Below are 25,465 nucleotides of genomic sequence, written 5' to 3' on the forward strand. Positions count from 1 at the left end.
GGCTGCGGTTCTCAAGCCGGGACGAGGTCCTGCGAGGCCACGGCCTCTGCGGCGACCCTGTCCCAGCTATAGAGCATCGGCACCATCGCGCAGTCGCTCCAGGGCGCATTCTGGTCGGCATAATGCGGGCTGGCCGGATGCCCGGAGACCCCGTGGAAGACGACCCAGCGGCTGTTATCCCAATTGCCGACATCGAAGACGTAGCGCGACAAGGCGCCATAGGTCGCCTGCGGCCCGGCCGATGGAACGAGCCCGTTCGCGAGCACGGTGTCGCCATCGCCGCCGATGGGACGGGACACCGGATCGAGCAGCGTCGCCCAGGCCGGGAACTGCGCGGAGAGCGGATGCGTGAAGCGCGGCCGATGCTCTTCGCCCCAGCCGCGCCCGGTCAGGTTCTGCGCTGCGACCGACAGGGCTTCCGACAAGGCCTCGTTCCAGCTCCAGCCCTTCAGCATCCCGGCATCGTCGTCGCGCAACAGGCTCGGCACGGCCCACCAGACCTGCCCCTGCGGCGAAACGCCGGGCGGAACCGCCGCGAACGGATGCGCTATCGCCTGCTCCAGCCCGCTGCGGGCCGTCACCAGCCTCGTCAGCGCCCTGCGGAACGTATTATAGGCAGTGGCTGCCTTCGAGCCCGCATCCATGCGACCGTCCCAGCCGATGAGGGCCTGCCTCAGCTCTTCGGCAGGGAAGCTATCGCGGGCGCCAAGCGCTTCAAGCCTCGCGCGCAGCAACCCGACATGGGGTGACAGCGTATCGGCATGGATCGTAGCAGCATCGTCGACCGCGAAAGCGGGATTGGCGACCAGGCGCTCCATGATCCGTTCGGCGCGATAGGGCGGATGGCAATCGGTGCAGAGATAATCGGGATTATCATCGGCCACGACGCGGTTATTCGCCGTGACGATGAGGCCGCCCGGCGGATCGATGACGCGCGGCATCGCCTCATGCGGAATCCAGCCTTGCCACTCATGCTCCCCGGACCAGCCCGGCACCGGCAGCCAGCCGTTCTCGCGCGGGCGGGACGGAACGCGGGCGCGGACCAGATGGCCGATCGAGCCCGCGACATCCCCGGCGACGAGATTATGGTCGATCAGCCCCCAGCCGCGCGTCGCGTCGTAGAGTTGCGCCACGGTCGATGCGCCCGGCATCCGCGTCAGGCAATCGAAGGACAGATCGGTCTCGGCGAACTGGACCGAGCGCAGGGTGATGGCCGCTCCCTCGCGCGGGTCGCCGGCGATGACGGGGCCATGGCGCGTCTCGACGATGTCGAACTCGCGATCGTCACCACCCCGGACCGCGATACGGTCCCGGCGCCAGGCTACGGGCTCGAAATCGTCGCCGAACCGCGCAGTGCGCCCCTCCCCGGCGAATTGCTCAAGATAGAGATCGTGAATGTCCATGAAGGCATGGGTGACGCAGTAGGCGACCTTGCCGTTATGCGCGAAATGCGGGAAGCCCGGCACGCCCGGCACGGTCAGGCCGATCATGTCGAACCGGTCGCAAGCCAGATGATGCTGCGCATACATGCCGGGGATTTCGAAGACGCGATGCGGATCGCCGGCGAGGATCGGCCGGCCCGTCGCCGTGCGGCCCGGAGCGACCGCCCAGTTGTTGCTGCCGCCGCCGGCGGCGTCGGAGGCATCGCCACCCATCGCTTTCAGGAGCGCATCGACCGCGGGCCTCAGGACCGCGAGATCCGCCTCGAACCGATGTGCCTCGGCGCCCGGCGGGATGCAGAGCAGGTCAAGGCCGCCATCGTCATAGCGCAGCTTCAGCGCATTCGCGGCCCCGACCACCGGCAGCGCCAGCATCCGCCAGAGCTTGAACCAGACCGAGCCCATCAAGAGCCCCAGCCGCCGCATCACGGCGATGCTGTGCCAGGGTTCCCAAGGCTCCGGCTCGGCGCCCAGCAGGCCGTATTCGATGGGCAAAGGAGCACCGGAAGCCAGGAATGCGTTCACACCGGCGACATAGGCCCGCAGCATGTCCTTGGCCTCGGCACCCAAAGCTTCGAAATCGCGCCGGCAGACTTTTTCCATGCCGAGCCGGCGCACGAGGATATCGGCCTCGGCAGCCTCGGCGCCGAGCCATTCGGCCGCGCGTCCCAGCGCCTTGCGACGCGTCAGCTCCATCTGGAAAAGGCGGTCCTGCGCATGAACGAAGCCCAGCGCCCGATAGGCATCGGCCTCGCCCGCGGCCTTGATATGCGGGATGCCCCAGCCATCGCGCTGGACACGGACCGGCGCGCCCAATCCGGGAATGGAGAGGCTGCCGGAAAGCGGCGGCAATGCCGCCTGCAAGGCTTCACGATCGGTCTTGGCCGCCATGTTCATTCCTTGTCGAGACCTCGTATCCTGCCGGAACCGGGCGCACTCACGCGTCGAGCGTGAGCTGCCAGAAGATCGGGAAGCTGGACTGGACGATGTTCTTGAGGCGCAGGCGATAGCCCGCCGGCCGGCTGAACTGGCCCCACATCACGGAGGGCGTGTCCTTGTAGGCCTCGACCTGGATTTCGGCGGCGATGCGTCTGCGCGTGGTCGGGTCAGGCGCGTTCGCATAGGCCGCGAGCTTCTCGGTGATGACGGCGTCGCAGCTCCAGCCCGCATAGTTCACGCAGTTGTTGCCGATGTAGAAATGCGTCAGCGGCGACATCATGTCGATGCCGTTGGCGTAGACCGGGAAGATGCTCCAGCCGTCCTTCTTGCCCCGCCGGGCGAGCACCGTGCCCCAGTCCATCACCTGCTCGTCCACGGTGAATCCGGCCTTGCGCATGTTGCTGGCCAGAACCGCGCCCGCCGTCTGCGAGATCGACCCGGCAACCGTCAGGAAGACCACAGGCTCGCCCTTGTAGGCGGTCTTCTTCAGGGCGGCGCCGGCCTCTGCGATCGCAAGCTTGGCGCCGCTTGCCCCGTCCGCGGAGCTGAAAGGCGCGTCGCACATGAAGAAGGAGGGGCAGTTCTTGATCACGTAACGATCGGGAATGCCGATCGCCTGCAGAACCTCCGTCTGGTCGACGAGCTTCCAGAGAACCTCGCGGACAGCCTTGTCGGCGAAAGGCCCGGTCGCGTGGTTGAGCCTGAAATTGCCCTGGAACATGTCGAGACCCGTCAGAGCCATGACCTTCAGGCCCTGTGTCTTTTCAAGCTTCTCGAGCCAGTCGAACGGCAGGTACTGCATGTAATCGATTTCGCCGGCGACCAGCGCGGTGGCCGCCGTCGCATCGTCCGGCATGGTCTTGAGGACCACCTCGTCGACATTGACGACCTTGCCGCCGGCCAGGAAATCCGGCTTTTCGGCGCGCGGCTTGTATTGGGCGAAGCGCTCGAGAACCATGCGGTCGCCGGCGCGCCAGGCATCCGCTTTGAAGCGGAACGGACCGGAACCGACGATCTCCTTGATGCGCTCCTCGCCGGCCGGAATGATCCTTTCCGGCATCATCGCCGGGATCGGCGCATTGGGCTTGCCGAGCACATCGAGCATCAGCGGGAACGGCTCGCGCAGGGCGATCGTGAAGCTGCGTTCGTCACGCGCTTCGATCGCGGTCACCGCCGCCAGCAGCATCTTGCCCAGCGCATCGCCCTTGGCCCAGCGCTTGAGTGAGGCGACGCAGTCCGAGGCCTTGACCGGCGCTCCGTCATGCCAGCTCAGGCCGTCGCGCAAGATGAAGGTCCAGGCAAGGCCGTCCGGAGCGGTTTCGAACCGATCGACCATCTGAGGCCGGATCGTCCCGGCCGTGTCCATCGCGAACAGCGTATCGAAGACATGGTACGCGAAGGTCCGCGTGATGGCGGCCGTGGTCGCATGCGGATCGAGGATCACGACCTCCGACTCGAGGACGGCGGTCAGGGATCGCGGCGCGGCGCGCGCCAACTCAGGCAGCGAAACAGCCGCGACCGACGCTGCGCTTCCGATCAGAAAACTGCGCTTGCTGAATCCGTGCCGCGACATGAGCTCTCTCCCAAGCAAATCTGAGGCATTCTTGTAAATATACGATATATCATATTGACTATGTCAATCTTTTTCATGATGACTTCGCCGCCGAGCCGGCCCGCCCAAGCATAGCCCGCTGTCGAGGAACCCGCTCGGCGCAAACGCTCGCCGGGCCCCGAAGCCAAAGCGGTCTGTCAGACACGCGCCGCTTCAACTCAGGTCGTGGATATGCGCCTTCGATGGAGCGGAGAGTGATCCGCACCCGCCGACTTGCCTGACCGCCTCTTCCTTGAACTCCGGTGCAAACCTCTGCGAACTCATGACCAACCTCCTATGCTCAAAGGATAGGTCGGCGGTGTCTAACGGACCGGGCGCAGTCCAGACGCGCGTCGAGGCACAGGAGAACTCCTCGGGCAGTCCGAAGAGGTGGACGTTCGGCGGCCTTCAATTCGGGCGCGAGAGAAGCCCGCCGAGGACATGCGGGATCAGCCCGCCTGACTTGAGCAAAGCGATCTCCAGCGAAGTCTCGATCGCCGCGCGCAAGGTAATCGCGACGCCCTCGCCGGAGGGGCGCGTGATCGTCAGCGGCACAGCGCAGCGCGGCGCCAGCCGATCCGGGCGAAGGTCGATCGCGAAGAGATCGGCCGAGCCTATGGCCAACGTATCGGGATGGGCTCCTTCCGGCAGCAGGAGCGGCAGGATGCCCATGCCGATCAGGTTGGTGCGATGGATGCGCTCGATGCTCGCCGCAATCACGGCACGCACGCCGAGCAGCGCCACCGCCTTGGCCGCCCAGTCCCGCGACGAGCCCATGCCATAGCGTTCGCCCGCTACGAGCACCAGCGGCGTCCCCTCGCCGGCATAGCGATCGGCCGCTTCGGTCAGTGGCATGATCTCGCCGGAGGGCTCGTGCCGGGTGAAGCCAGCCGGCGCATCGACCGGCAGCAGGCGGTTGACCGCCATCCGGTTGGTGAAGGCGCCGCGGATCATCACCTCGAAATTGCCGCGCCGCGAGGCGAAGACGTTGAGATCGGCCGGATCGCCGCCTTCAGCGATGATGTGCCGGCCGGCGGCGCTGTCCGGACGGATCTGGTTGGCCGGTGAGATATGGTCGGTGGTGACGTCGTCGCCCAGCACCAGCAGCGGCCGGGCATGCCCTTCGGCCGAAGGCAGCCCTTGCGGCCGGACGAAGGGCGGCTTGCGCAGGTAGGTCGAGCCAGAATCCCAAGGGAAACGCGGCCCATCGGGCGCATCGAGATCGACCCAGAGCGGGCGCATCGCAGCCTCGCGATAGGCCGCATCGAAGTCGGCCACGTTCCAGCCTGTCGCCACGGCCTCGTCGATCTCCGCGCCCGTCGGCCAGATCTCGCTGAGCATAACGGGTTTGCTCGCTGCATCGAATCCCAGCGGCTCGCGCGTGATGTCGATATCGACCGTGCCCGCGAGCGCAAAGGCGATGACCAGCGGCGGCGAGGCCAGGAAGCCGTTTTCGAGATCGGGATGGACCCGGCCCGGAAAATTGCGGTTGCCGGAGAGCACCGCGACCGGACGAAAGTCATCGCGACCGAGCTCATCCCTGACGACATCGAGCAGCGCCCCGGAATTGCCGATGCAGGTCGTGCAGCCATAGCCGACAATGCCGAAGCCGAGACCTTCCAGTTCGTCGAGCAGACCGGCGCGGCGCAGGAAGCGCTCGGCCGTCGGCGATCCCGGCGCCAGCGAGGTCTTGACGTAATCCGGCGGCTGCAAGCCGCGGGCGCGGGCCTTGCGCGCAAGGATGCCGGCCGCAGCCAGCATGCCGGCATCGGAGGTATTGGTGCAGCTCGTGATCGCCGCGATTACGACGGCACCATCGGGAAGAACCCCTTCACGCGCAGATGCCAGAGCCGGCGTGAAGGCCGAGCGGGTTGAGCCGGCAGGCAATCGATCCTGCGGGCGACGCGGCCCTGCCACGCTGGCCTCGATCGCGTCGAGATCGATGGTGATCCTGCGCGTGAAGCGTGGCTCCGCCGCCGGATCGAACCAGAGCCCGCTCGCCCGAGCATAGGCCGCGACAAGGGCGCAGTCCTCGGGCGATCGTCCGATCCGGGCGAGATAGGCCAGCGCGCTGTCGTCGATCGGGAAATACCCGGTCGAAGCCCCGTATTCCGGTGCCATATTGGCGATCGCCGCGCGCTCCCCGACCGCGAGCGTCGATACGCCCGGGCCGAAGAACTCGACGAAATCGCCGGTGACGCCGATAGCGCGTAACGCTCGCGTCACTTCCAGCGCGAGATCGGTCGCAAGCACGCCGTCGCGCAGCCGGCCGATGAGCTTCACGCCGATCACATCGGGAATACGCAGGACGACGGGGACGCCGAACAGGGCGCCCTCCGCCTCAAGCCCGCCGACGCCCCAGCCGAGCACGCCGAGCCCGTTGACCATCGGCGTATGGCTGTCGGTTCCCAGCAGCGCATCCGGGAAGGCGCGGCGCTCGCCCTGATGCGCGTCATTGACGACGATCCGCGACAGCCGCTCCAGGTTGATCGTGTGCATGATACCCGATCCCGGCGGATGCACCCGGATGCCCGGCATGGCCGATGACGCCCATTTCATCAGGCGGTAACGCTCGGCATTGCGCGAAAATTCCTTCTCCAGGTTGCGCTGGAAGGCGTCCGGCCGGCCGAAGACATCGACGCCCGAGGAATGGTCCGTCGAGACGTCGACCGGGATGCGCGGCATCAGCAGGTCGGGGTCGCGGCCGTTCTCGGCGAGCACGTCGCGCATCGCCGCGATGTCGACCAGCGCCGGCCCGCACGTCGTGTCATGCATCATGATCCGGTTCGGCAGAAACGGGATCTCGACGAGGCTGGAACCTTCGCCGAGCCAGTCGCGGAAGGCCTGCGGTAAATGTCCCGTGTCATCCGCAGAGGCCGAACGCATCGCGTTCTCGAACAGTATCCGCAGCACATGCGGCAGGCGTCGGAATTCCGCCCCCAGAAGCGACTCGACATCGAGGCGGTGAAAGCGCTCGCCGGCCGCCTCAAAGGAGATCCATTCGGCTTTGTCGTTTCGTATCACGAGTTCAACCAGGCTCTGGAGCCCGCCTTGTTTAGATATCGACTTGGCGCCCTATCCCGTCCGGGCACTCAATCAAGCGACGATAGTCAGGCTTCCAGCAGGCGCCGCAATTTTCGGACAGCAGCATCGGGGGAGGAAAGCACTGGCCGCGCGGTCAGTGCGCGACAGGCCTCGCCTGCACGCGATGTTGAGAAATGCGCCAGGAGGATCGCGTCGCGTTCACCGAGCGCCGCCACGCCTTCAGCCACGCGCCGGTTATGCCTGTCGGCATCGCCGGCTCGTAGCGCCTCGATCGCACCGGTAGCGAGCCAGGATGTCAATCGCGCGCCAGGCTTCGCCCTTGCCGCTTCCTCGGCAAATTCCTGCTCCATCATCGCGACGGCCGGGCTGAAGGTGGCGATCATTCCGAGATTGCCGCCATGCCCGAGAGCTTCCTCGAACATCGCCTCGTTCGGCTTCAGGACCGGCACGGGGAACAGGCGCGCCGCCTCCTCGATCGCGGGTCCAAAGGCGGAGCAGGTGTAGAGAACCGCCTTGGCGCCGGTCGAAAGACCATATTGCCCGAGCGCCACGATGCGGCGCGAGAGGTCGTCGGTCAGCGTGCCCGCAGCCGCCCGATCGAGCGCCAGACCATCATCGAGGATGCCGACCGGATCGGCCTCCGGCCAGATCGCTCGAAAGGATTGGGCGATCGGATCGACGGCGACAGGCGTCGCATGGACGAGCGCGATGCGGATGCGGTCGGACATCAAGACCTCAGGGATTATAGAGCCAGATGGCGGAGGCCGGAATCCGGCAATGCGCGACTGCTGCGCTCAGCGGCTCGTGCCCCTGAGCCCGCAGGCGCAAGTCGCCGCGCTTCAAGCGATACTCCCATTTCTCGCCGAGATAGATGCAGCCTTCAACATCGAAAGGCGCACTGTCGGCGCTCGGCTCCGGCGAGACGGAAATCGCCTCCATGCGGATCACCGCGCGCACGGCATCGGGATCGGCCGGCGCCGCCCGGTCCTTCCAGATGCCCGGCAGCGACAAGCCGGCGCAATCGATCGCGGCATCGCCTCCGGGAGCCCCGACAAGCCGGCCACTCAGCACATTGTTCGTGCCCATGAAATCGGCTGCATAGAAGGTCTCGGGCCGCCCGTAGATTTCAAGCGGCGTGCCGGACTGGACGATGCTGCCACCCTTCAGCAGCAGGACCTGGTCGGCGATGGCCAGCGCCTCGGCTTGGTCATGCGTGACCATGATCGCGCAGATCTTGAGATCGAGGATCAGCTTGCGGATCCAGAACCGTGCCTCCTCGCGCAGCTTAGCGTCGAGATTGGACAATGGTTCGTCGAGCAGCAGCACCTTGGGCTCGTAGACCAGCGCCCGGCAGATCGCGACGCGCTGCTGCTGGCCGCCCGAGAGCTGGTCGGGGTAGCGCGCCGCGAGATGCGCGAGCCCGAGCTTTTCCAGGATCGCCTCGACCTTCGTTTTGATCTCGCTCTGAGAGGCTCTCCGCAGTTTCAGTCCGTAGGCCACGTTCTCGTACACGGTGCGGTGCGGCCAGAGCGCATAGGATTGGAAGACCAAGCCGATCTGCCGCTGCTCGGGAGGAAGCGCGATCCCGGACTTGTCATCGAGAACCGGCGTCCCACCAATTTTGATGAAGCCAATCTCCGGCTGCTCCAGCCCGGCGATGCAGCGCAGCAGCGTGGTCTTGCCGCTACCGGAGGCGCCGAGCAGCGCGACGATCCGACCTTTCTCCGCCGTGAAGCTCGCGCCAGAGAGGATCTGTAGGCCGCCCAGCCATTTCTGGACGTTGTCGACGACGAGGTCAGTCATGGATCTTGGCTCCCAGCCGCATGGCCAATGTCAGGCCGATTGCGGTCAGCAGAATTGAAATGAAGGAGAGCGCGGCGATCTGGTCCATCGCGCCGGAGGTCAGGAGCGACACCATCAGCGAGCCGATCACCTCGGTGCCTGCGCTCATCAGATAGACGCCGGTGGCGTACTCACGCAGGAAGACGATCATGATCATCGCCCAGGCACCGGCGAGGCCTGGCCGCACGAGTGGGATGACCACGTCCCGCCAGGTACGGAAGGTCGTGGCGCCGGCGGTGCGCGCCGATTCCTCAAGCTCCGGCGCGACCTGCAACAGCGTCGCCTGGATAATGCGCAGGCCATAGGACAGGCCGACGATGATATAGGCGATCAGCAGGCTGAACAGCGTCGTGCGCAGCGGCACGAGGAACGGCACGAACAGGAACAGCCAGAAGAAGGCGAGGCCGACGATCAGCCCCGGCAGTGCGCGCGGGATCAGCACCGAGTAGTCGAGCAGCGTGCCAGTCTTTCCGTGGTTGCGATGCCCTGCCAAGCCAACCAGCAGATAGAACGCGACGGCGAATGCGCCACCTACCGCGGCAAGCAAAATCGTATTGATGATGCCGCGCGACAGGCTCGGCAATTCGAACACCCGCTGGAAGTTCGCGAGCGTCAGTTGCTCCGACAGCTTCACTCCCTCGCCCCAGTTCTCCACGAAGGCGCGCAAGACAATTCCGCCCACCGGCAAAACCACCGAGACCAGCAGCCAGAGCCCGATAATCGATAGGGCGACCACCTGTCCCGTGCTGCCGAGCTTGAGGAGATTGGTGCGCGCGCCCTTGCCGCCCACGGCCGCGAAACGGCGGGCATGGCGCAGGAGCCGGCGCTGGATGAAGACCAGCGGCAAGGTGATCAGGATCAGGAACACCGTCACCGCCGCCATGACCTGATAGGTCGGCGCGCCGAAGATCGTGTTGACCTTGTAAATATAAGTGGTGAGCACGAGGATGCCGTTCGGGTCCCCCAGAACGAGCGGGATACCGAAGGTCTCGAAGCCCAGCAGCAGGTTCAGCGCTGCACTGAAAACCAGCGCCGGCAGCACCATCGGCAGCGTTACGTCGAGCGAGACGCGCCAGATGCTGGCGCCCGCCGTCCGGGCTGCCTCCTCAAGATCGCTCGGCAGTCGACGCATCGCCGAGGCGACATAGAGATAGACTGTTGGGACATGGCTCAGGCCTCCGATCAGGATAATGCCCGGCAGCGTGTAGATGCTCCACGGCGCCACACCGAACACGTTCCGAAATGCGATGGTGACAAAGCCGGAGGGCCCGACCGCGACCGTGTAGCCAAAGGCCAGTACGATCGAGGACAGGAACATCGGCACCAGCACCAGCGGCTCTAGCCAGCCGCGCCCCTTGAGGTCGGTGCGCGTGATCAGGAACGCGAGCAAGCCGCCGAGCGGCACGGCCACAGCGACCATGCCGACCGCGTAGAGCGTCGTCGTCCATAGGGCCCGGTAGAACTCGGGATCCGAGAGGATAAACTCGTAAGCCTCCAGGCTCAGGCGCGCCGTCTCGTCGAAAAACGGCGCGCTCAGAAAGCTCTGGTAGATGATGAGCGCGGCCGGGGCCGCAACCATCACGAACAGGGCCAGAATGACCGAGGCCCGGTAACGGGGTGCTTGAGCTGAAAGAGACATCGGATCCCTCGGGAACTGCGCGGCTCAGCCGCGCAGCGCTTCCTTCCAGCGGCGGAAGAAATCGGCTCGGTTCTTCGGCTCGGTCGCCTCGAGGAGCGCTGTCGTAACCGGGATCGGCTTGAGATTGCCGTTGGCCATCTCGGTCAGCTTGGTCAGATTGAGACCGGAGGTCACGTCGGTGCGGATCGAAGGAGCCCCGACAGAAGCCAAGGCAGATTGCCCCGAGTTGGCCAGCAGGAAATCGAGGAAGACACGCGCGGCGTTGGGATGCGGCGCGCCCTTCGAGATATTGGCGACGCGCGAGAACGCGGCGGTGTGGTCCGAAGTCAGGATGTAGCCGAGAGCCGGGTTCTTCGCAGCCCATTCGATTGCGTAGGATGCGATGATGTTGAAGGCGAGCCAGTGTTCGCCCGAGACGATCTTCTCGCGCATCGCGCCCGAGCTTCCGTAGGTCTTGCCCTCGGTCGCACCGAAGGCCTTCACCAGCTCAAACGTGTCCGGCATGGTCTTGGCGTCGTTGCTGAAGAAGAGGAAGCCGGTGCCGCTCTTCTCGGGATCGAAGGTCGCGAGCTTGCCCTTCAGCGCGTCCTTGTTGTCCCGCATGAAAGCCAGGAGCTCAGCCCTGGTTTTCGGCAGCTTCATCGAAGCGAGCTGGGCCTTGTTATAGAGGATGCCAACCGGCTCGACCGTCGTGCCGTAGAGCGTGTCGTTGAAATTGGCCCAGCCCGGCAGATGGCTCGTCTCGGGTGATTTGTAGGCCTCGGCCAATCCCTTCTGGACGAGGACCATCTGCAGGTCCATCGCCGAGGTCCAGACCACGTCGGAGCCGACCTGCTTGGCCGCGGCTTCCGAGATGATGCGGTTATAGGCGCCGTTGGTGCCGAGGTCGTTATAGTCGACGCGAATGCCGGGATAGGCCTTCTGGAACGCCTCGACGATCGGGCGGCCCTGCACGTCGTCGGTCGAGGTGTAGATCGATACGACGCCCTCGGCCTTCGCCTTCTCCACCAGAGCCTTGTAGTCGGCTGGGTAACCTGCTGGCACCTCTTGGGCTCGGACCGGCAGGCCAATCCCCAGCGCGGTCGCGCTAGCAGCCGAGGCAAGCACGAATTGACGACGATTGATCATTGCGATCCTCCCATTGGTTTTAGTTGTGAGGAAAGCCTAATCGCCATCATTGGTTTTATCAAGCCGTAAAACCACGTCCGTTCATGGCGCGCCGCTACACCGGCACGTGGGCTTGAGTAATTGGCCCTCTGGCCGATCGCAGCAAGCGAGTCGGAAAAGCGGATCGCTGAAATTCAGCCTGTCGCGGTAGCTGCGCAGCGGAGTGCGACTCAGCCCGGAAGCAGCACCATTCCTGGTTGCGGCGAAGTCATTAACACGCGCAAAAACTACATCGCCAGGTCGAGCCGATGACTGCCCTCTTCAAGCCGCGCGTCCAGCATCTCCAGCACGTGGGTGTACGACAGGAGACTTGGATGCGAGGGCACCGCTGAGGTGACGACGCATCAGATGGGCCGCTTCCAGATTGTCGCCCTTGGCAAGGAGGTCGAGAATCTGGAGGTGCTCGGAGCTCTGCACTGCAATCCGCTCCGGATTGACCTTCAACCGGTACTCGGCCAATCGGCGTAGCTGGTTGGCTCGCTCCAGCGCATAAAAGAACATCGGATTTCCCGACATTCTGATGATGCCTTCGTGAAATTCCGCGCCAGCGGCTGTCATGGCAGCAGGAGCCAACCCTTCCAGGTTCCCAGAAGCCAGTCTCTCCTGCGTCCGACGCAACGAGGCGGCAATCGCCTTGTCGAACCTGAAGCTGGGCTCCAAAAGAGCCGCAGGCTCGATCACGGCGCGAAACCGATAGATTTCTTCGAAAGCCTCCGCCGTTTTGGCAACCTGGCGCAACTTCCAGCCATAACCTGGCTTCGGCTCGGCCCAGCCCTCTCGCGCCGCGCGAGACAGAAGATCCTGAGCCTGGGAGCGAGTCAGATTGTAGCGGTCGCGGATCGCCTGCTCGGTCTGTTCCGCGCCGATCCGATCCTTCAGCCAATCCTCCGCCAGCTGGTAGTAAGGGTCGCTGTCAGGCGTACCTATGGGCTCGATAGCGCGCTGCACGCTGCCCTTCGCGCTCGGCAGCACGAAAAACCCGCGGTTACGGCGATTTTCAAGGAAGCCCTGATCGGAGAGCAGCGCGAGAGCCTCCCGCACGGGAGAGCGCGAGACCTCGAAACGCTTGGCGAGAGCTTCGGTCGCCAGATGCGAACCTGTGCTGAACTCGCCCATGCCGATACGCGCGATAATGTCGTTAGCGATGCGGAGGGCGAGAGGACTATGGGTCATGACTGGCGCCGTTCAAACTCCGTGAGTGATTACAGGTCATAGCCGGCCTGGCAAATCCACCATGGCGCCTTGACCTAAAATTGGTTTTATAACATGGAATAGCCAATACAAGTGCCATTGAAGCGCCAAAGGAATGTCATGATGAAAATTCTCGTCCTGCCCTGCGACGGCATCGGCCCCGAGATCGTCTCCGCATCCATGGCGGTGCTGGAGGTCGCGAGCGACCGCTTCGGCCTCGGCCTCACCTTCGAATATGACGATGTCGGCTTCAAGAGCCTGGAGAAGCACGGCACGACCCTGCGCGAGAGCGTGCTCGACCGCGCTCGCAACGAGTTCGACGGCGTGATCCTCGGCACCCAGTCCCACGCAGACTACCCGGCCCCCGAGAAGGGCGGGCGCAACGTCTCCGCCGGCTTCCGCATCGGCCTCGACCTCTATGCCAATGTCCGCCCTGCCCGCACGCGCCCCTTCATCGAGTCGAACATGAAGCCCGGCAAGACCATGGATCTCGTCATCATGCGCGAAGCGACCGAGGGCTTCTATCCCGACCGCAACATGCATCTCGGCTGGGCTGAATTGATGCCCTCGCCGGACATGGCGATCTCGCTTCGCAAGATCACGGCGCATTGCTCGAACCGCATCGCCCGGCGCGCCTTCGAGCTCGCAGCCAAGCGCCGCAAGAAGGTGACCGCGGTCCACAAGGTCAACAGCTTCCACCAGACTGACGGCCTCTTCCTGCGCGAGGTCCGCAAGGTCGCCGCCGAGTTTCCGGATGTGCAGCTCGACGACCTCCTGATCGATGCCTCGACCGCTCATCTCGTCCGCAATCCCGAGCGCTTCGACGTGATCTGCGCCACGAATTTCTATGGCGACATCATCTCGGACCTCGCCAGCGAGCTCTCCGGCAGCCTCGGCCTCGCCGGCTCGATGATGGCGAGCGACACCCATTGCTGCGCCCAGGCGCAGCACGGCTCGGCCCCCGATATCCAGAATCAGGACAAGGCCAACCCAGTCTCGATGATCCTGTCCTGCGGGATGCTGTTGCAGTGGCTCGGCGAAAAGCGGAAACTGCCCGCCTTCGAGCAGGCTTTCCATGCGATCGACAAGGCTATCGACATCGTGCTGACCGACCCCGCCTCGCGCACCCCCGATCTCGGCGGCAAGACCGGCACCAAGCGCTTCGGCACGCTCGTCGCCGAGACCCTGCGGACGGCGTGAATATGCGCGAAGAGGCCAAACGCATCGAACGGATGATTGGGGCTGCGCCCGACGCGGTTCGCCGGGTGCTCTCGCGCCATGGCGAACTGCGGGCCGGCATCAACCTGTCGAACTTCCTGCTGGTTTCCAGCCGTACCGCAGACGGCGGTCCGGCAGGCGTCTCGCCGGACATGGCGGCGATCCTGGCTGAATGCCTCGGCCTGCCACTCCGATACGTCCCTTATCCATCACCCGGCCCGCTCGCAGATGCGGCCGAGCGTGATGAGTGGGACGTCGCTCTGGTCGGCGCCGAGCCGCAGCGCGCCGCGGTCATCGATTTCACGCCGGCCTATACCGAGATCGAAGCCACCTATCTGGTCCAGCCGGGCTCGTCTCTGCAATCGGTGGCGGAGGTTGACCAAAAAGGACGGCGCATCGCGGTGGCCGCGCGCACAGCCTATGGCCTCTGGCTGGAACGCAACGTGGAGGGAGCCGAACTCGTAATGGGAGAAGGGTTCGATGGAGCCTATAGGCAGTTCGTCGACCGGAAGCTCGATGCTCTCGCGGGGCTCAGGCCGAAGCTGATCGAGGACGAAAAAGCGTTGCCGGGATCGCGCATTCTCCCCGGCCGCTTCATGGCGGTCCAGCAGGCGCTCGGCACGCCGAAGGCATCCGGCAGCGCGATCGACTATTTACGTGCCTTCGTTGCCACCGCCATTCGGACTGGCCTCGTCGGCAAGCTGATTGCGAAGCACAAGGTCGAAGGTCTATCGGTGGCGCATCCAGCCTCCTGACTGCTCCGCCGTCAGTAGCTGCCGACCTTTTTTCCGAGCGCCGGCAGCCGCTTAGCTATGCGCCAGGAGTGCAAATCGGTATCCCGCCCACTAGCAGACGTTGATCCGCTTCTGTCGGACGTCTGCCCCGCGCGGGCCGTCGAACTCACGCTGGCTGACTTGCCTCAGATCATTCGGTCTCCAGCAACAGGTGACCAGGCGCGACTTCGGTGTAGAGCGACGGCGCAGCGACATGGTCGGCGGGATGAATGGGCGAGCGCAGTACCGGGTGGCCCGTCAGGCTGTGCGCCGACCGGCGTGCGGGGTCGGCGATCGGGACCGCCGCCAGCAGCGTCCGGGTATAGGGGTGCTGCGGATTCTCGAAGATCGCGGCGCGCGGGCCGATCTCGACGATCCGGCCGAGATACATCACCGCGACCCGATGGCTGATCCGCTCCACGACCGACATGTCGTGGCTGATGAACAGGCATGCGATTCCCAGATCCGCCTGCAGCTCCATCAGAAGGTTCAGCACCTGCGCCTGCACCGAGACGTCGAGCGCGGATACCGCCTCGTCGGCGACGATGAGCTTCGGCTCGAGCGCCAGCGCGCGGGCAATGGCGATGCGCTGGCGCTGGCCGCCCGACAGCTCGTGGGGGTAGAAATCTATGAAGGAGGCGGGCAGTCGCACGCGCTCGAACAGCTCCGTCACACGCCTGTGCAGGGCCTGCCCCGATAGCTGGTCATAATTGCGCAGCGGCTCCGCCACCTGATCGAACAGGCGCATCCGCGGATTGAGGCTGGCATAGGGATCCTGGAAGATCATCTGCATCTTGCGGCGCAGCGCGTGCATGCCCTGCGTCGACTGAGCCAGCACGTCCTCCCCGTCCAGTATCACCTCGCCGGATAGCGGCTGCGTCAGGCGCAGGATCGAGCGACCGCAGGTCGACTTGCCGCAGCCGGACTCGCCGACCAGGCTCAGCGTCTGGCCGGGATCGATGGTGAAGCTGACATCCTCGACCGCATGGACATTGGCGATCGTGCGGCGCAGCAGCCCTTTCCTGACCGGGAAGCGGGTGCGGAGGTGGCGTACCTCCAGAAGCGGCCTGGCCTCGGCTCGCGGCGGCGGCACGGCGCGCGCGGCCGCCGGGACAAGCCCTTCGCCGGTCGCGATACCGCGCATCGGCGCCGGCTGGGTCGTGCCGCGCATCTCGCCGAGCCTCGGCACCGCAGCCAGCAGCGCGCGCGTATAGGGATGACGAGGAGCGGAGAAGATCGCCTCCACCGGGCCCTCCTCGACCTTGTCGCCACGATACATCACCACGACCCGGTCGGCCATCTGCGCGACCACGGCCATGTCGTGGGTGATGAACAGCACGGCCGTCCCCGTCTCGCGCTTCAGCTTGTCGATCAGGGCGAGGATCTCGGCCTGGATCGTGACGTCGAGCGCCGTGGTCGGCTCGTCGCAGATCAGCAGGCGCGGCTCGCAGGCCATCGCCATCGCGATAACGACGCGCTGGCGCATGCCGCCCGACAGCTCGTGCGGATACTGCTTCAGGCGGCGCTCGGGCTCGCTGATCTGCATCTGCGTCAGCAGGTCGAGCGCACGGGCGCGCGCGGCAGCCGCCGGGATGCGCCGGTGGGTCAGGATCACTTCGGTGAGCTGGCGCTCGATCGTGAAGACCGGGTTCAGCGCGGTCATGGGCTCCTGGAAGACCATGCCGATCTGGCCGCCACGGATCGCGCGCATCGTAGACTGGTCGGCCTGGACGAGGTCGATCATGCGCCCGTCGACCTGCCGGAAGCGCAGCTCCCCTTCCGCGATCCGGCCGCCACCAAATTCGACGAGCCGCATCAGCGACAGTGCCGAGACCGATTTGCCCGAACCGGATTCGCCGACAACGCAGACGCACTCGCCGCGGGTGATGTCGAAGCTGACGTCGCGCACGCCGACAACGGGGCCGGAATGGGTCTCGAACTCGACGCGCAGCCCGGCAATCGACACGAGCGGCGTCGCGCTGGATGCCTGCGGATCAAGGGACGTATCGTACATCGAACCTCCCCGGGCACGCGCCCGGCCATCCCCTCGGCCTGCAGGCGGCGCACAGCGGAGGCGAACATCCAGCTCCGTGCGGGCCCGTTCCGAAAAAGTATTGTTTGTTACATATTGACTGTCAGACCGCATCTTTGCAATCTATTTTACATAATCCGGCGATCGAGACAGGTGCCATCAGGATGGGTCAGGACCTCATATGCCGCGCCACCGGCGGGCGCCACCGCCGGCACCCCGCCGCGTGCGGCTAAGGCCTCCAGATGCTCCACTACACGCTGCGCCGGCTCCTGGTGGCGATCCCCACGCTGCTGCTGATCAGCCTTGTCATCTTCCTGCTGCTCGGCCTCGCACCTGGCGACCCGATGGCGCAACTGCCGCTGACGATTCCGCCCGAGGTGAAGGAGAAGATGCGCGCGTCGCTTGGCCTCGGCGACCCCTTGTTGGTACGCTATTTCCTATGGCTCAAGCAGTTCTTCTGGGTCGAGCCGCTGCATGTCCTCGACATGCTGTTCGGGTGGAACCTCGCGGGCGAAAGCCAGCGCGTGATGTCGTGGCAGTCGCGTGCGCCCGTCGCCGACATCATCGCGCAAAGACTGCCGCAGACGCTTTGGGTCGTCGGTCTCGCCTATGTGGTGGGGACCGCCATCGCGTTGCCGATCGGCATCCTGTCGGCCTACCGCCAGCATAGCTGGTTCGATCAGCTCGGCACCTTCCTGTCGATGATCGGCTTCTCGGTGCCGACGTTCTTTACCGGCGTGCTGCTGATCGTGATCTTCTCGGTCGAACTGGGCTGGTTTCCCTCGCTCTACGATACGACGTTGCGGGTGACGAACTGGGACAGCTTTCTGGCGCAGGTGCGCCAGATGGTTCTGCCGGTCATGGTGCTCGCGCTCTACAATGCCAGCCAGATCAGCCGGTTCATGCGGGCCTCGATGCTCGACAATCTGCGGCAGGACTATGTCCGCACCGCTCGCGCCAACGGGCTGAGCGAGCGGGTGGTTGTCCTGGTCCATGTGCTGCGCAACTCGATGATCCCGGTCGTGACGGTGATCGCGATGGGCGTGCCGCATATTTTCGGCGGCGCCATCATCACCGAGCAGGTCTTCAAGGTGAACGGGATCGGCGAATTGCTGATCTCGTCGATCCAGGCCAACGATGTACCGATGGTCCAAACCCTGACCTTCATCTTCGCGGTGCTGATCGTGCTGTTCAACCTGATGGCCGACATCCTGTACGGCATTCTCGATCCGAGGATCCGCTATGACTGAGGCCGCCGCGACTGCCCCCCGCCAGCGCTCCAGCCATGCGCGCGATGTCTGGCGCCGGTTCCGCAAGCATCGCGGCGCGATGATCGGCACGGTGATCCTCGGCGCGATCCTGCTGGCGATCATCGCCGGCCCCTGGCTGTGGCAGCTCGATCCGACCGCCATTTCCATGCGGCTGCGCAACCGGGGGCCGTCGCTGGCTCATCCGCTCGGCACCGATCATCTCGGGCGCGACATGCTGGCGCGCCTGATCGCGGGCGGGCGGGTCTCGCTCACGGTTGGAATGACCGCGATGGGGCTTTCGCTGCTGCTGGGGACGCTGGTGGGCGTCTGTGCGGGCTTCCTGCGCGGGCTCGATGGTATCCTGATGCGGCTGACCGACCTCTTCCTCGCGCTCCCCCTGCTGCCGCTGCTCCTCGTCATGTCGATGCTGTTCCGCGAGCCGTTGTCGCAATGGCTCGGCGCCGAGACCGGAATCTTCCTGCTGATCGTCACGGCCATCGGCGGAACGAGCTGGATGCACACCGCGCGCCTCGTCCGTGGGGAGGTCCTCACTCTGAAGGAGCGCGAATTCGTCCTGGCCGCCCGGTCGGTGGGCACGCGCAACGGCAAGATGATCCTGCGCCACATCCTGCCCAATGTGCTGTCGCCGATCCTGGTTTCGGCGACGCTCGGAATCGCCGGCGCAATCATCACCGAAAGCTCGCTGTCCTTCCTCGGACTCGGCTTCCCGCCGGATTTCCCGACCTGGGGCCGCTTGCTCTATGACGCGGTCGACCAGATTCAACTTTATCCGATGCGGGTGATCCTGCCCGGCATCGCGATCTCGTTGACGGTGCTGTCGGTCAACTATATCGGCGACGGCCTGCGCGACGCGATGGACCCACGGGCAAGGTCGCGCTGAACCGATCGCGTCGCCAATCGGCGCTCAGCGCTCGATCCGGTCCCGCAATTGATTGAACGGACCTCGGCAGAGCTGCACCATCCGCCCCAGCAAGGCGCCGGCGACGACCTTTGGCGGTTGGCGCTGGGGCCACCAGTCGAGCCCCGTGGCGGGATTCTCCAATGTCCGGGCGAAGGCGAAGGACAGCGCCGCCGAGGTCGGCACGCCACGGCCCGACCAGCCCGACAGCGCCCAGAGCCCGTCGTCGAGCTTCTGGATCGAGGGCGTCTGGTCGAGCGCCATGCTGATCGTGCCTGTCCACATGAATTCCCAGTCCAGCCCCGCGAGCACGGGCCAGATCCGCGCCAGCCGGCGGGTCATGAAGCCAGCCGTGTAGTCGAAGCGGCTGCCGCGGCCGGGCTCCTGCAGGCCGCCAGTGATGATCCGCCCGGACGCATCGATGCGGAAGAACATCGGGTCATGATGGGTGTCACCGAAATTCATGCCCGAGGGCATGACGGCCGCGCGCTCCTCTTCCGTCAGCGGGCGGCTCGCAACGGCATAGCTCGTCAGCGGGAAGAAGCCCTGCGTCACCGCTCCGGGAACCGCCGCCGTCGAATAGGCGTCGGTCGTCAAACCGACGGCCTTGGCGCGGATTTCGCCCTCGGGTGTACGAACACTCCAGCGACCGCCGTCGCGCGAGAAGCCGGTCATCGGGCTGTCGGTGAAAACCTCGACCCCGAGCGACAGCGCCAGGCGCGCCAGTTCGCGGGCATAGCCGAGCGGATTGACATGTCCTCCTTCGCGATGGACCCAGCCGCCCTGGAAGGCGCGCGTGCTGGTCAGTTCGGCGACCTCGTCGGCATCGAGGTAGCGCTCGGTCTTGCCGTAGCCTGCGTATTTCGCCTGCGCCGCGCGGGTGGCTGCCAGCGTCCGGTGATTATAGGCCGCACTGAGCGTACCCTTCTGGATCGCCTCGCAACGCAGGTCGTGCCGTGCGATCCGGTCGAAAACCCGTGCCCCGGCCTGGGCCAGCAGATCGATGCCCTTCTTCGGCAGGATCGCGGGGTCGAGATAGCGAAAGACCGGGATGCACTGGCCGTGGTTGCGCCCAGAGCCGCCGGCACCGATTCCCCGCGCCTCGACCACCGCGACCCGCGCCCCGGCCTCGGCAAGCTCGATCGCGGTCAGCAGGCCGCCATAGCCGCCGCCGACCAGCAGCATGTCGACCTCGCGCGTGCCGGCGAGGCGCCCGGTCTCCGGGGCTGCAACGGCGGTCAGTGCATAGGGCGGTTCGGCTGAAAACGGGGTCATGCGGCGACTCCCTGATCGATGGCGGCAGTCAAGGCGCCGGCAAGGCGGCTGGCCCAGCGGGCTCGGTCCGGCCCGGTCTCCAGAAGATCGTTCGTCACCTCAAAGCCGCAGGCCGGAAGGCCCGTGCCATAGCTGTGCCAATCGACCGTGTAGACGCCACTCCGACCGGAGTAGGGCTGGTTGTCCCCAAGCACGAGGCCCTTTTCCGCGCCGATATGGCCGAGCAGATGGCGCGACAGCGTGTCGTCGTCATGCCAGATCGTGCCACCGTCCCAGGGGCGATGCAGGCCGTCGAAGACGCGGGTGCAACTGTGCAGCGCGAAGAAGAACGGGCGCTCATGGCGGGTGGTCTGGCGCGCCCAGATCTCGGCCAGTAACCGGTGATAGGGCCAGAAGACGGCATCCTGCCGCTCCTCCCGCTCGGCCGCCGACAAGGCTGCGTTGAGCGTGATGGGCGTGCCTTCCAGCGCCACGGGGATCGAGCGGGGGTCGTCGACCCAGCGGTTCACGTCGATGACGAGGCGGCTGACGTCGCAGAGAACGATCGGCACGTCGATCCGGGCGGCGAGGTCATGGGCGAGCTCCGCGACGCCGAGATCGCAGAAATAGTGACTTTCATGCCAGGCGGGCGCGAGCCCGAGATCGCCGAGGCCCGGCGGGATCGAGCGGCCGGCATGATCGACCGCGATCAACCCGGGCAAGCGACCTTGCGGGTTCAGCACGATCGGCGGATTGGCACGCATGGACGGTCAGCTTTCCTTGGCAGGCGGCTCGGCCGCGCCGAGCTTGCGCAGCTCTTCGATCCGGGCGAGCCGGTCGCGGCTCCAGTCTCGGCAACGCTGGCTGACCGCGGCGACGATTGCCTCGATCTGGGCGGTGGCGACGACACGTGAGCCGAAGGGCGAGGTCGAGGCGTCGGGCGATGTCAGCACGGCGTCTGCATATTCCGCGATGGGCGAGCGCCAGATGTCCGTGAACAGACAGATCCGGGCGCCGCTTTGCCGCACGCCGCGCGCGAACGTCAGAAGCTCGCTCTGGTAACGGCGGTAGTCGAAGATCACGAAGATGTCCTGCGGGCCTGCATCGACCAGCGTGTCGTAGGCGAAGCCCAGCATGAGCGGGGTGAAGGCGACACCGGGCCGCAATTGGCCGAGCTGCGTCGCCAGGCGCTGCGCGAGATTCTGGCTGTAGCGGCCGCCCAGCAGCTTGATCGTCGCCCGCGGAGAGACCAGCAGGTCGACGATCGCGTCGAATTCCGCCGGCATGGCCTGCGCGGCCGCAAGCTGCAGCGCCTCCGCCTGCATCAGCAGGGTGCGCTGGTAGACATGTTCCGGCGGCTCCGCAGCCGTCTCGGAACGGATGTTATTCAGCGGCGAGCCGAGCTGGCGCTCGACATCGGCGATGGCCGCGGCCTGGAAATCGGCGAAGCGCGAGAAGCCGATCTTGGAGAGGAAGCGCAGCACGGTCGGCGCGCTCACCGAGGCCTGTTTCGCGAGAACCTCGACCGTCGCCAGCGCACGCGTCGGATAGCCTTCGAGCAGGGTCGAGGCGACCTTGCGCTCCGCCGTCGAGCGGGCTTCGCTGCGAATCCTGTCGAAAAGGGGCGGCGCGGACATTCCTGTATTCTTTATTACATATTGACTCAATTCAGGCATCTTGCACAGTATGTTACAACAATCAATGCACCCGCCCGGAAGCCGGAGCCGAAGGAACCGGGGCCAGCGACAGGAGAAGACGGAATGAGCATGGCCAAGTTCCTGACCGCAGCCGCGCTTGCGCTGCTGCCCCTCCCCGCGCAGGCCCAGCGGGGGGCGGATGGGGATCTCAAGATCCTCTACTGGCAGGCCGCCTCGACGCTGAACCCCTATTTGTCCGGGATCGGCAAGGAGGTCGACGCGGCGGCGCTCATCGTCGAGCCGCTCGCACGCTTCGATCCGCAGGGTACGCTGGTGCCGCTGCTGGCGGCGGAGATCCCGACCAGGGAAAATGGCGGCATCTCAGCCGACACGACGATGATCACCTGGAAGCTGCGGCCCGGCGTAAAATGGGCCGATGGCAGCGCCTTCACGGCCAAGGACGTGCTCTTCACCTGGAAATACTGCACGGCGCCGGGCGCGGGCTGTGCCGCCTCGAACTCCTTCGACGGCATCAAGGACATCGTCGCCAAGGACGACCTGACGATCGAGATCCAGTTCGCGCAGCCGACGCCCTACCCTTACGTGCCGTTCGTCAGTTCGACGACGCCGGTGCTGCAGGAAGCGCAGTTCAAGGACTGCATGGGCGCCAAGATCGCCTCCTGCACCACGCAGAACTTCGCACCGATCGGCACCGGCCCCTACAAGGTCAAGGAGTTCAAGCCGAACGACGTCGTCATCTACACGATGAACACCGCCTATCGCGAAGCCGGCAAGCCGCATTTCTCCGGCGTAACGATCAAGGGCGGCGGCGACCCGATGTCCTCGGCGCGGGCCGTCTTCGAGACGGGAGAAACCGACTACGCCTGGAATCTGATGCTGGCACCCGACGTCATGGCCAAGCTGACCTCCACAGGCAAGGCACGGACGGTGACGGCCCACGGCACGATGGTCGAATTCCTGTTCCTCAACCTGACCGATCCATCCTCGGATCTGGGCGACAAGCGCTCGACCGTGGCGGGCGGCCCGAACAAGATCCTGAGCGACATCCGCGTGCGCAAGGCGCTCTCTCTCGCCATCGATCGCGCCGAGATCGCCGAGGTTCTCTATGGGGACCAGGGCAAGGCGACCTGCAATGTCGTGCCGGCGCCCGCCCAGTATGTCTCGACCGCCAATGATAGCTGCCTGAAGCCTAATGTCGCGGCGGCCAAGGCCCTGCTGGACGAGGCCGGCTGGAAGCCCGGCGCCGACGGGGTCCGCGAGAAGGGCGGACAGAAACTGCGGCTGTCCTTCCTGACCTCTACCAGCGGCGTCCGTCAGGACACCCAGGCCATGCTGAAGGAGTATTGGAAGACTCTCGGCGTCGCCGTCGACCTGCGCAATGTCAGCGCATCTGTGTTCTTCGGCGGCGATGCCGGCAATCCGGATACGCGGCAGAAATTCTATGCCGATATCGAGATGTACACCGACAACTCGAAGGGCCTCGACCAGGAACCCTACCTGAACAAATGGACCTGCGCGGCGATCCCCTCCCCGGCCACGCAATGGCAGGGCAGCAACATGCCGCGTTACTGCTCGCAGGACTACGACAACCTGTCGAAGACGGTTCGGAAGACCGACGGGATCACGGAGCGCGCCGATCTGGCGCGCAAGATGAACGACATGCTGGTGCAGTCCTACTCCGTCATCCCGCTCGTTCACCGCGGCAATATCTCGGGCGCGACGAAGTCGCTCGCCGGCGTCGCGATGAACCCCTGGGACAGCGAGCTCTGGGACGTCGGCAACTGGTCGCGTTCAAAGTAGGGCGATCGGCCATTCCGCGGCTCGGGCGGCAGAGCCCGAGCCGCATTTTGATGCGCGTTGCCCCGGTAGCCCTGAGCGCAGCGCTACCCATTACCAGATTTTCCTAGAGCATCTGACGTTCGAAACGACCCGGCCCGCCGACGACCACAGTGCTTATACTCGGCTGGTGAGCTAAGCGGTTCGGCGGCGAATATTGCCTCATCCGCCTGAGTCATCGGTCGTTTTTGCTGTATCGAACGATGCCGCCTCGAGCCCCACGCGCTTGCGGACTGCTCAAGCCGGTTAAGCTCCGCAGGCAGCTCGCGCTTGTGACCAAGTCGCAGGGCGCGCTGAATGCCGTCTATCCGCGCGCCTTCGACATCTCGCAGAACACGCGAACGAGCACGTCCGGCACCATCGAGCTGTATGCCCGGCTCCAGAAGTCGACGCGCGGCATGGGCTGCTCCGCCAATACGCTGCTGGGGGTGACCGAGACCGTCAACCAGACGCTGGCCACCACGCCCGGTCCGGCCGGATCCGCCGAGGCTGCGCTCCTCCTGCTCTCGCAGGGCATGGCGTCTGTTACGTTGCGTGGAGAAGAACTGAACTCGGTCATGGAGCAGGCGCCCCACCTCGCCCAGTTGATCGCGGACGGCATGGGCATCCCCATCGGCTCGCTCTAGACCTATGCCGAGCACGGCAAGATCACGACCAAGGTCATCATCGACGCGGCAAGGTCCCAGCGGAAGGGAACCGACGACGACTCCGCCAAGATCGCCACGACGGCGGGCCAGGGCTTCACCGTCATCGGCAACGCCATGGTCGGGCGGATCAGGCCTCCGGAAAACTTCGTAACCGCCGTCCCGGTCTTTGAAGATCACCGAGGATAAGCACGGTCAACGCAGCGTCAGCAGCCTCGAGAAGCTGATCAGAAGCGCCTTGCCGCGGCCGCGATCAGCCGCCTTGAAGGGCAGAAGGGAAACAACGACCCAAACCCAAACGGGTGAATGTCCCAAACCGGCCAAATCGCCGAAAATCAGGGATGCAAAGCAATGGCTTGCGAAACGAGACTCGGCGGCGAATGGCGCTCCCTAGGGGATACGCACCTATAACAACAATAAATAAACAAAATCAAATACTTACAAGTTATCTTGATTTCAATTCATACCATCATTCCTACCATAATTCATACCATAAGGTAGCTACTCATTTTTGGGGCGTTGAACGTCCTCCGATCAAAGGCCACTGCTCGTACAGCCGCAGCGAACGGGTATTGATCGAGCTTATGATCATTACCGCAGCAATAGGGTCGCGGATGCGAGCGGCGCACTCATGGTAGAGCCCGAGGTTGCGCTGATCTTCTTGCAGGGCGTGGAAGCCCTGCTCGTATTCCAGCAAGATAGCTGGGCATGGGCCTTGATCAGCCGGATCGGACGAGGGCCGGATCCCGAGAAAAGCTTACCAATCTCGTCCGCCGCGAGATCGAGATAGCTTGCCGGATCGATGGCGAGGTCCGCCGCCACCCAGGACGTTGAAGGCCCGCTTTCGGACGGTGCGATGACATCGGCGTCCGCCGCTGAGCTTGGCCTTAACCCGACTCGGATACCGTCGCGTTCCTGGCAATCCAATTCGCAGAGGCATAACAAGCCAAGGCTTGGATGCAAATAAGCCATTGATCGGCTCGACACGGGAACTTTCGCTTGAGACGAACGGTTTTTCATCCGCAATC

19 protein-coding genes are annotated in these 25,465 nt (G+C 65.0%); 6 read left to right on the top strand and 13 right to left on the bottom strand.

All coding sequences use genetic code 11. From position 1 onward, the window contains the following. Window positions 1-11: 11 nt before the first annotated feature. The 8 genes from Q9235_RS17865 to Q9235_RS17900 all read right to left on the bottom strand — a co-directional run bounded on the left by Q9235_RS17865 (window position 12) and on the right by Q9235_RS17900 (window position 12,835). The gene (locus tag Q9235_RS17865) at window positions 12-2,330 is read right to left on the bottom strand and encodes a penicillin acylase family protein (RefSeq protein ID WP_306223158.1); all 2,319 of its coding nucleotides are present in this window, start codon (window positions 2,328-2,330) and stop codon (window positions 12-14) included. 46 nt (window positions 2,331-2,376) lie between these two features. Continuing rightward, the gene (locus Q9235_RS17870; RefSeq protein WP_306223159.1) at window positions 2,377-3,951 is read right to left on the bottom strand and encodes an ABC transporter substrate-binding protein; all 1,575 of its coding nucleotides are present in this window, start codon (window positions 3,949-3,951) and stop codon (window positions 2,377-2,379) included. 426 nt (window positions 3,952-4,377) lie between these two features. Next, complete coding sequence (acnA, locus tag Q9235_RS17875; RefSeq protein WP_422678382.1) at window positions 4,378-6,990, bottom strand: aconitate hydratase AcnA; 2,613 nt, start codon at window positions 6,988-6,990, stop codon at window positions 4,378-4,380. A gap of 89 nt (window positions 6,991-7,079) precedes the next feature. Further along, window positions 7,080-7,742 (bottom strand): aspartate/glutamate racemase family protein, encoded by a 663-nt coding sequence (locus tag Q9235_RS17880; protein WP_306223161.1) that lies wholly within the window; start codon window positions 7,740-7,742, stop codon window positions 7,080-7,082. A 7-nt stretch (window positions 7,743-7,749) separates the two neighbouring features. Continuing rightward, a complete protein-coding gene (locus Q9235_RS17885) occupies window positions 7,750-8,817 on the bottom strand; it encodes an ABC transporter ATP-binding protein (RefSeq protein ID WP_306223162.1) in 1,068 nt (355 codons plus the stop codon). Beyond that, window positions 8,810-10,495, bottom strand: a complete 1,686-nt coding sequence (locus tag Q9235_RS17890; protein WP_306223163.1) for an ABC transporter permease — start codon at window positions 10,493-10,495, stop codon at window positions 8,810-8,812. Before Q9235_RS17890 ends, Q9235_RS17885 begins: the two co-directional genes overlap by 8 nt. A 24-nt stretch (window positions 10,496-10,519) precedes the next feature. Further along, window positions 10,520-11,623: an ABC transporter substrate-binding protein gene (locus Q9235_RS17895; RefSeq protein ID WP_306223164.1), complete on the bottom strand. Its 1,104-nt coding sequence runs from the start codon at window positions 11,621-11,623 to the stop codon at window positions 10,520-10,522. A 300-nt stretch (window positions 11,624-11,923) separates the two neighbouring features. After that, window positions 11,924-12,835, bottom strand: a complete 912-nt coding sequence (locus Q9235_RS17900; RefSeq protein ID WP_306223165.1) for a GntR family transcriptional regulator — start codon at window positions 12,833-12,835, stop codon at window positions 11,924-11,926. A 141-nt stretch (window positions 12,836-12,976) separates the two neighbouring features. On the opposite strand from Q9235_RS17900, the gene Q9235_RS17905 reads away from it, so the two are divergent. Together Q9235_RS17905 and Q9235_RS17910 are read left to right on the top strand one after the other, a co-directional pair. Continuing rightward, a complete protein-coding gene (locus tag Q9235_RS17905) occupies window positions 12,977-14,053 on the top strand; it encodes an isocitrate/isopropylmalate dehydrogenase family protein (RefSeq protein WP_422678383.1) in 1,077 nt (358 codons plus the stop codon). A 2-nt stretch (window positions 14,054-14,055) separates the two neighbouring features. Continuing rightward, window positions 14,056-14,826: a transporter substrate-binding domain-containing protein gene (locus tag Q9235_RS17910; protein ID WP_306223167.1), complete on the top strand. Its 771-nt coding sequence runs from the start codon at window positions 14,056-14,058 to the stop codon at window positions 14,824-14,826. Between the two features lie 169 nt (window positions 14,827-14,995). Here Q9235_RS17910 and Q9235_RS17915 read toward each other — a convergent pair whose 3' ends face one another. Continuing rightward, window positions 14,996-16,858, bottom strand: a complete 1,863-nt coding sequence (locus tag Q9235_RS17915; protein WP_306223168.1) for an ABC transporter ATP-binding protein — start codon at window positions 16,856-16,858, stop codon at window positions 14,996-14,998. Between the two features lie 260 nt (window positions 16,859-17,118). Between Q9235_RS17915 and Q9235_RS17920 the strand changes: the two genes are divergently transcribed. Together Q9235_RS17920 and Q9235_RS17925 are read left to right on the top strand one after the other, a co-directional pair. After that, window positions 17,119-18,126, top strand: coding sequence for an ABC transporter permease (locus tag Q9235_RS17920; RefSeq protein WP_306223169.1), 1,008 nt, complete (start codon window positions 17,119-17,121; stop codon window positions 18,124-18,126). Then, window positions 18,119-19,027 (top strand): ABC transporter permease, encoded by a 909-nt coding sequence (locus Q9235_RS17925; protein ID WP_306223170.1) that lies wholly within the window; start codon window positions 18,119-18,121, stop codon window positions 19,025-19,027. Before Q9235_RS17920 ends, Q9235_RS17925 begins: the two co-directional genes overlap by 8 nt. 24 nt (window positions 19,028-19,051) lie before the next feature. Here the strand turns inward: Q9235_RS17925 and Q9235_RS17930 are convergent, their stop codons facing one another. The 3 genes from Q9235_RS17930 to Q9235_RS17940 are packed head-to-tail and all read right to left on the bottom strand — an operon-like array spanning window position 19,052 to window position 21,936. Beyond that, window positions 19,052-20,320, bottom strand: coding sequence for an NAD(P)/FAD-dependent oxidoreductase (locus Q9235_RS17930; RefSeq protein ID WP_306223171.1), 1,269 nt, complete (start codon window positions 20,318-20,320; stop codon window positions 19,052-19,054). After that, a complete protein-coding gene (locus tag Q9235_RS17935; RefSeq protein WP_306223172.1) occupies window positions 20,317-21,063 on the bottom strand; it encodes an N-formylglutamate amidohydrolase in 747 nt (248 codons plus the stop codon). The genes Q9235_RS17930 and Q9235_RS17935 overlap by 4 nt, the downstream gene beginning before the upstream one ends. 6 nt (window positions 21,064-21,069) lie before the next feature. Next, a complete protein-coding gene (locus tag Q9235_RS17940; RefSeq protein WP_306223173.1) occupies window positions 21,070-21,936 on the bottom strand; it encodes a MurR/RpiR family transcriptional regulator in 867 nt (288 codons plus the stop codon). A 123-nt stretch (window positions 21,937-22,059) separates the two neighbouring features. Between Q9235_RS17940 and Q9235_RS17945 the strand changes: the two genes are divergently transcribed. Both Q9235_RS17945 and Q9235_RS17950 read left to right on the top strand, forming a co-directional pair. Next, the gene (locus tag Q9235_RS17945; RefSeq protein WP_306223174.1) at window positions 22,060-23,757 is read left to right on the top strand and encodes a peptide ABC transporter substrate-binding protein; all 1,698 of its coding nucleotides are present in this window, start codon (window positions 22,060-22,062) and stop codon (window positions 23,755-23,757) included. A gap of 308 nt (window positions 23,758-24,065) precedes the next feature. Beyond that, window positions 24,066-24,419 (top strand): tape measure protein, encoded by a 354-nt coding sequence (locus tag Q9235_RS17950; protein WP_422678209.1) that lies wholly within the window; start codon window positions 24,066-24,068, stop codon window positions 24,417-24,419. A gap of 609 nt (window positions 24,420-25,028) precedes the next feature. Here the strand turns inward: Q9235_RS17950 and Q9235_RS17955 are convergent. Continuing rightward, window positions 25,029-25,457, bottom strand: coding sequence for a hypothetical protein (locus tag Q9235_RS17955; RefSeq protein WP_306223176.1), 429 nt, complete (start codon window positions 25,455-25,457; stop codon window positions 25,029-25,031). Window positions 25,458-25,465: the final 8 nt, after the last annotated feature.

Origin of the sequence: Bosea beijingensis, assembly GCF_030758975.1 — a bacterium.
Taxonomy (GTDB): domain Bacteria; phylum Pseudomonadota; class Alphaproteobacteria; order Rhizobiales; family Beijerinckiaceae; genus Allobosea; species Allobosea beijingensis.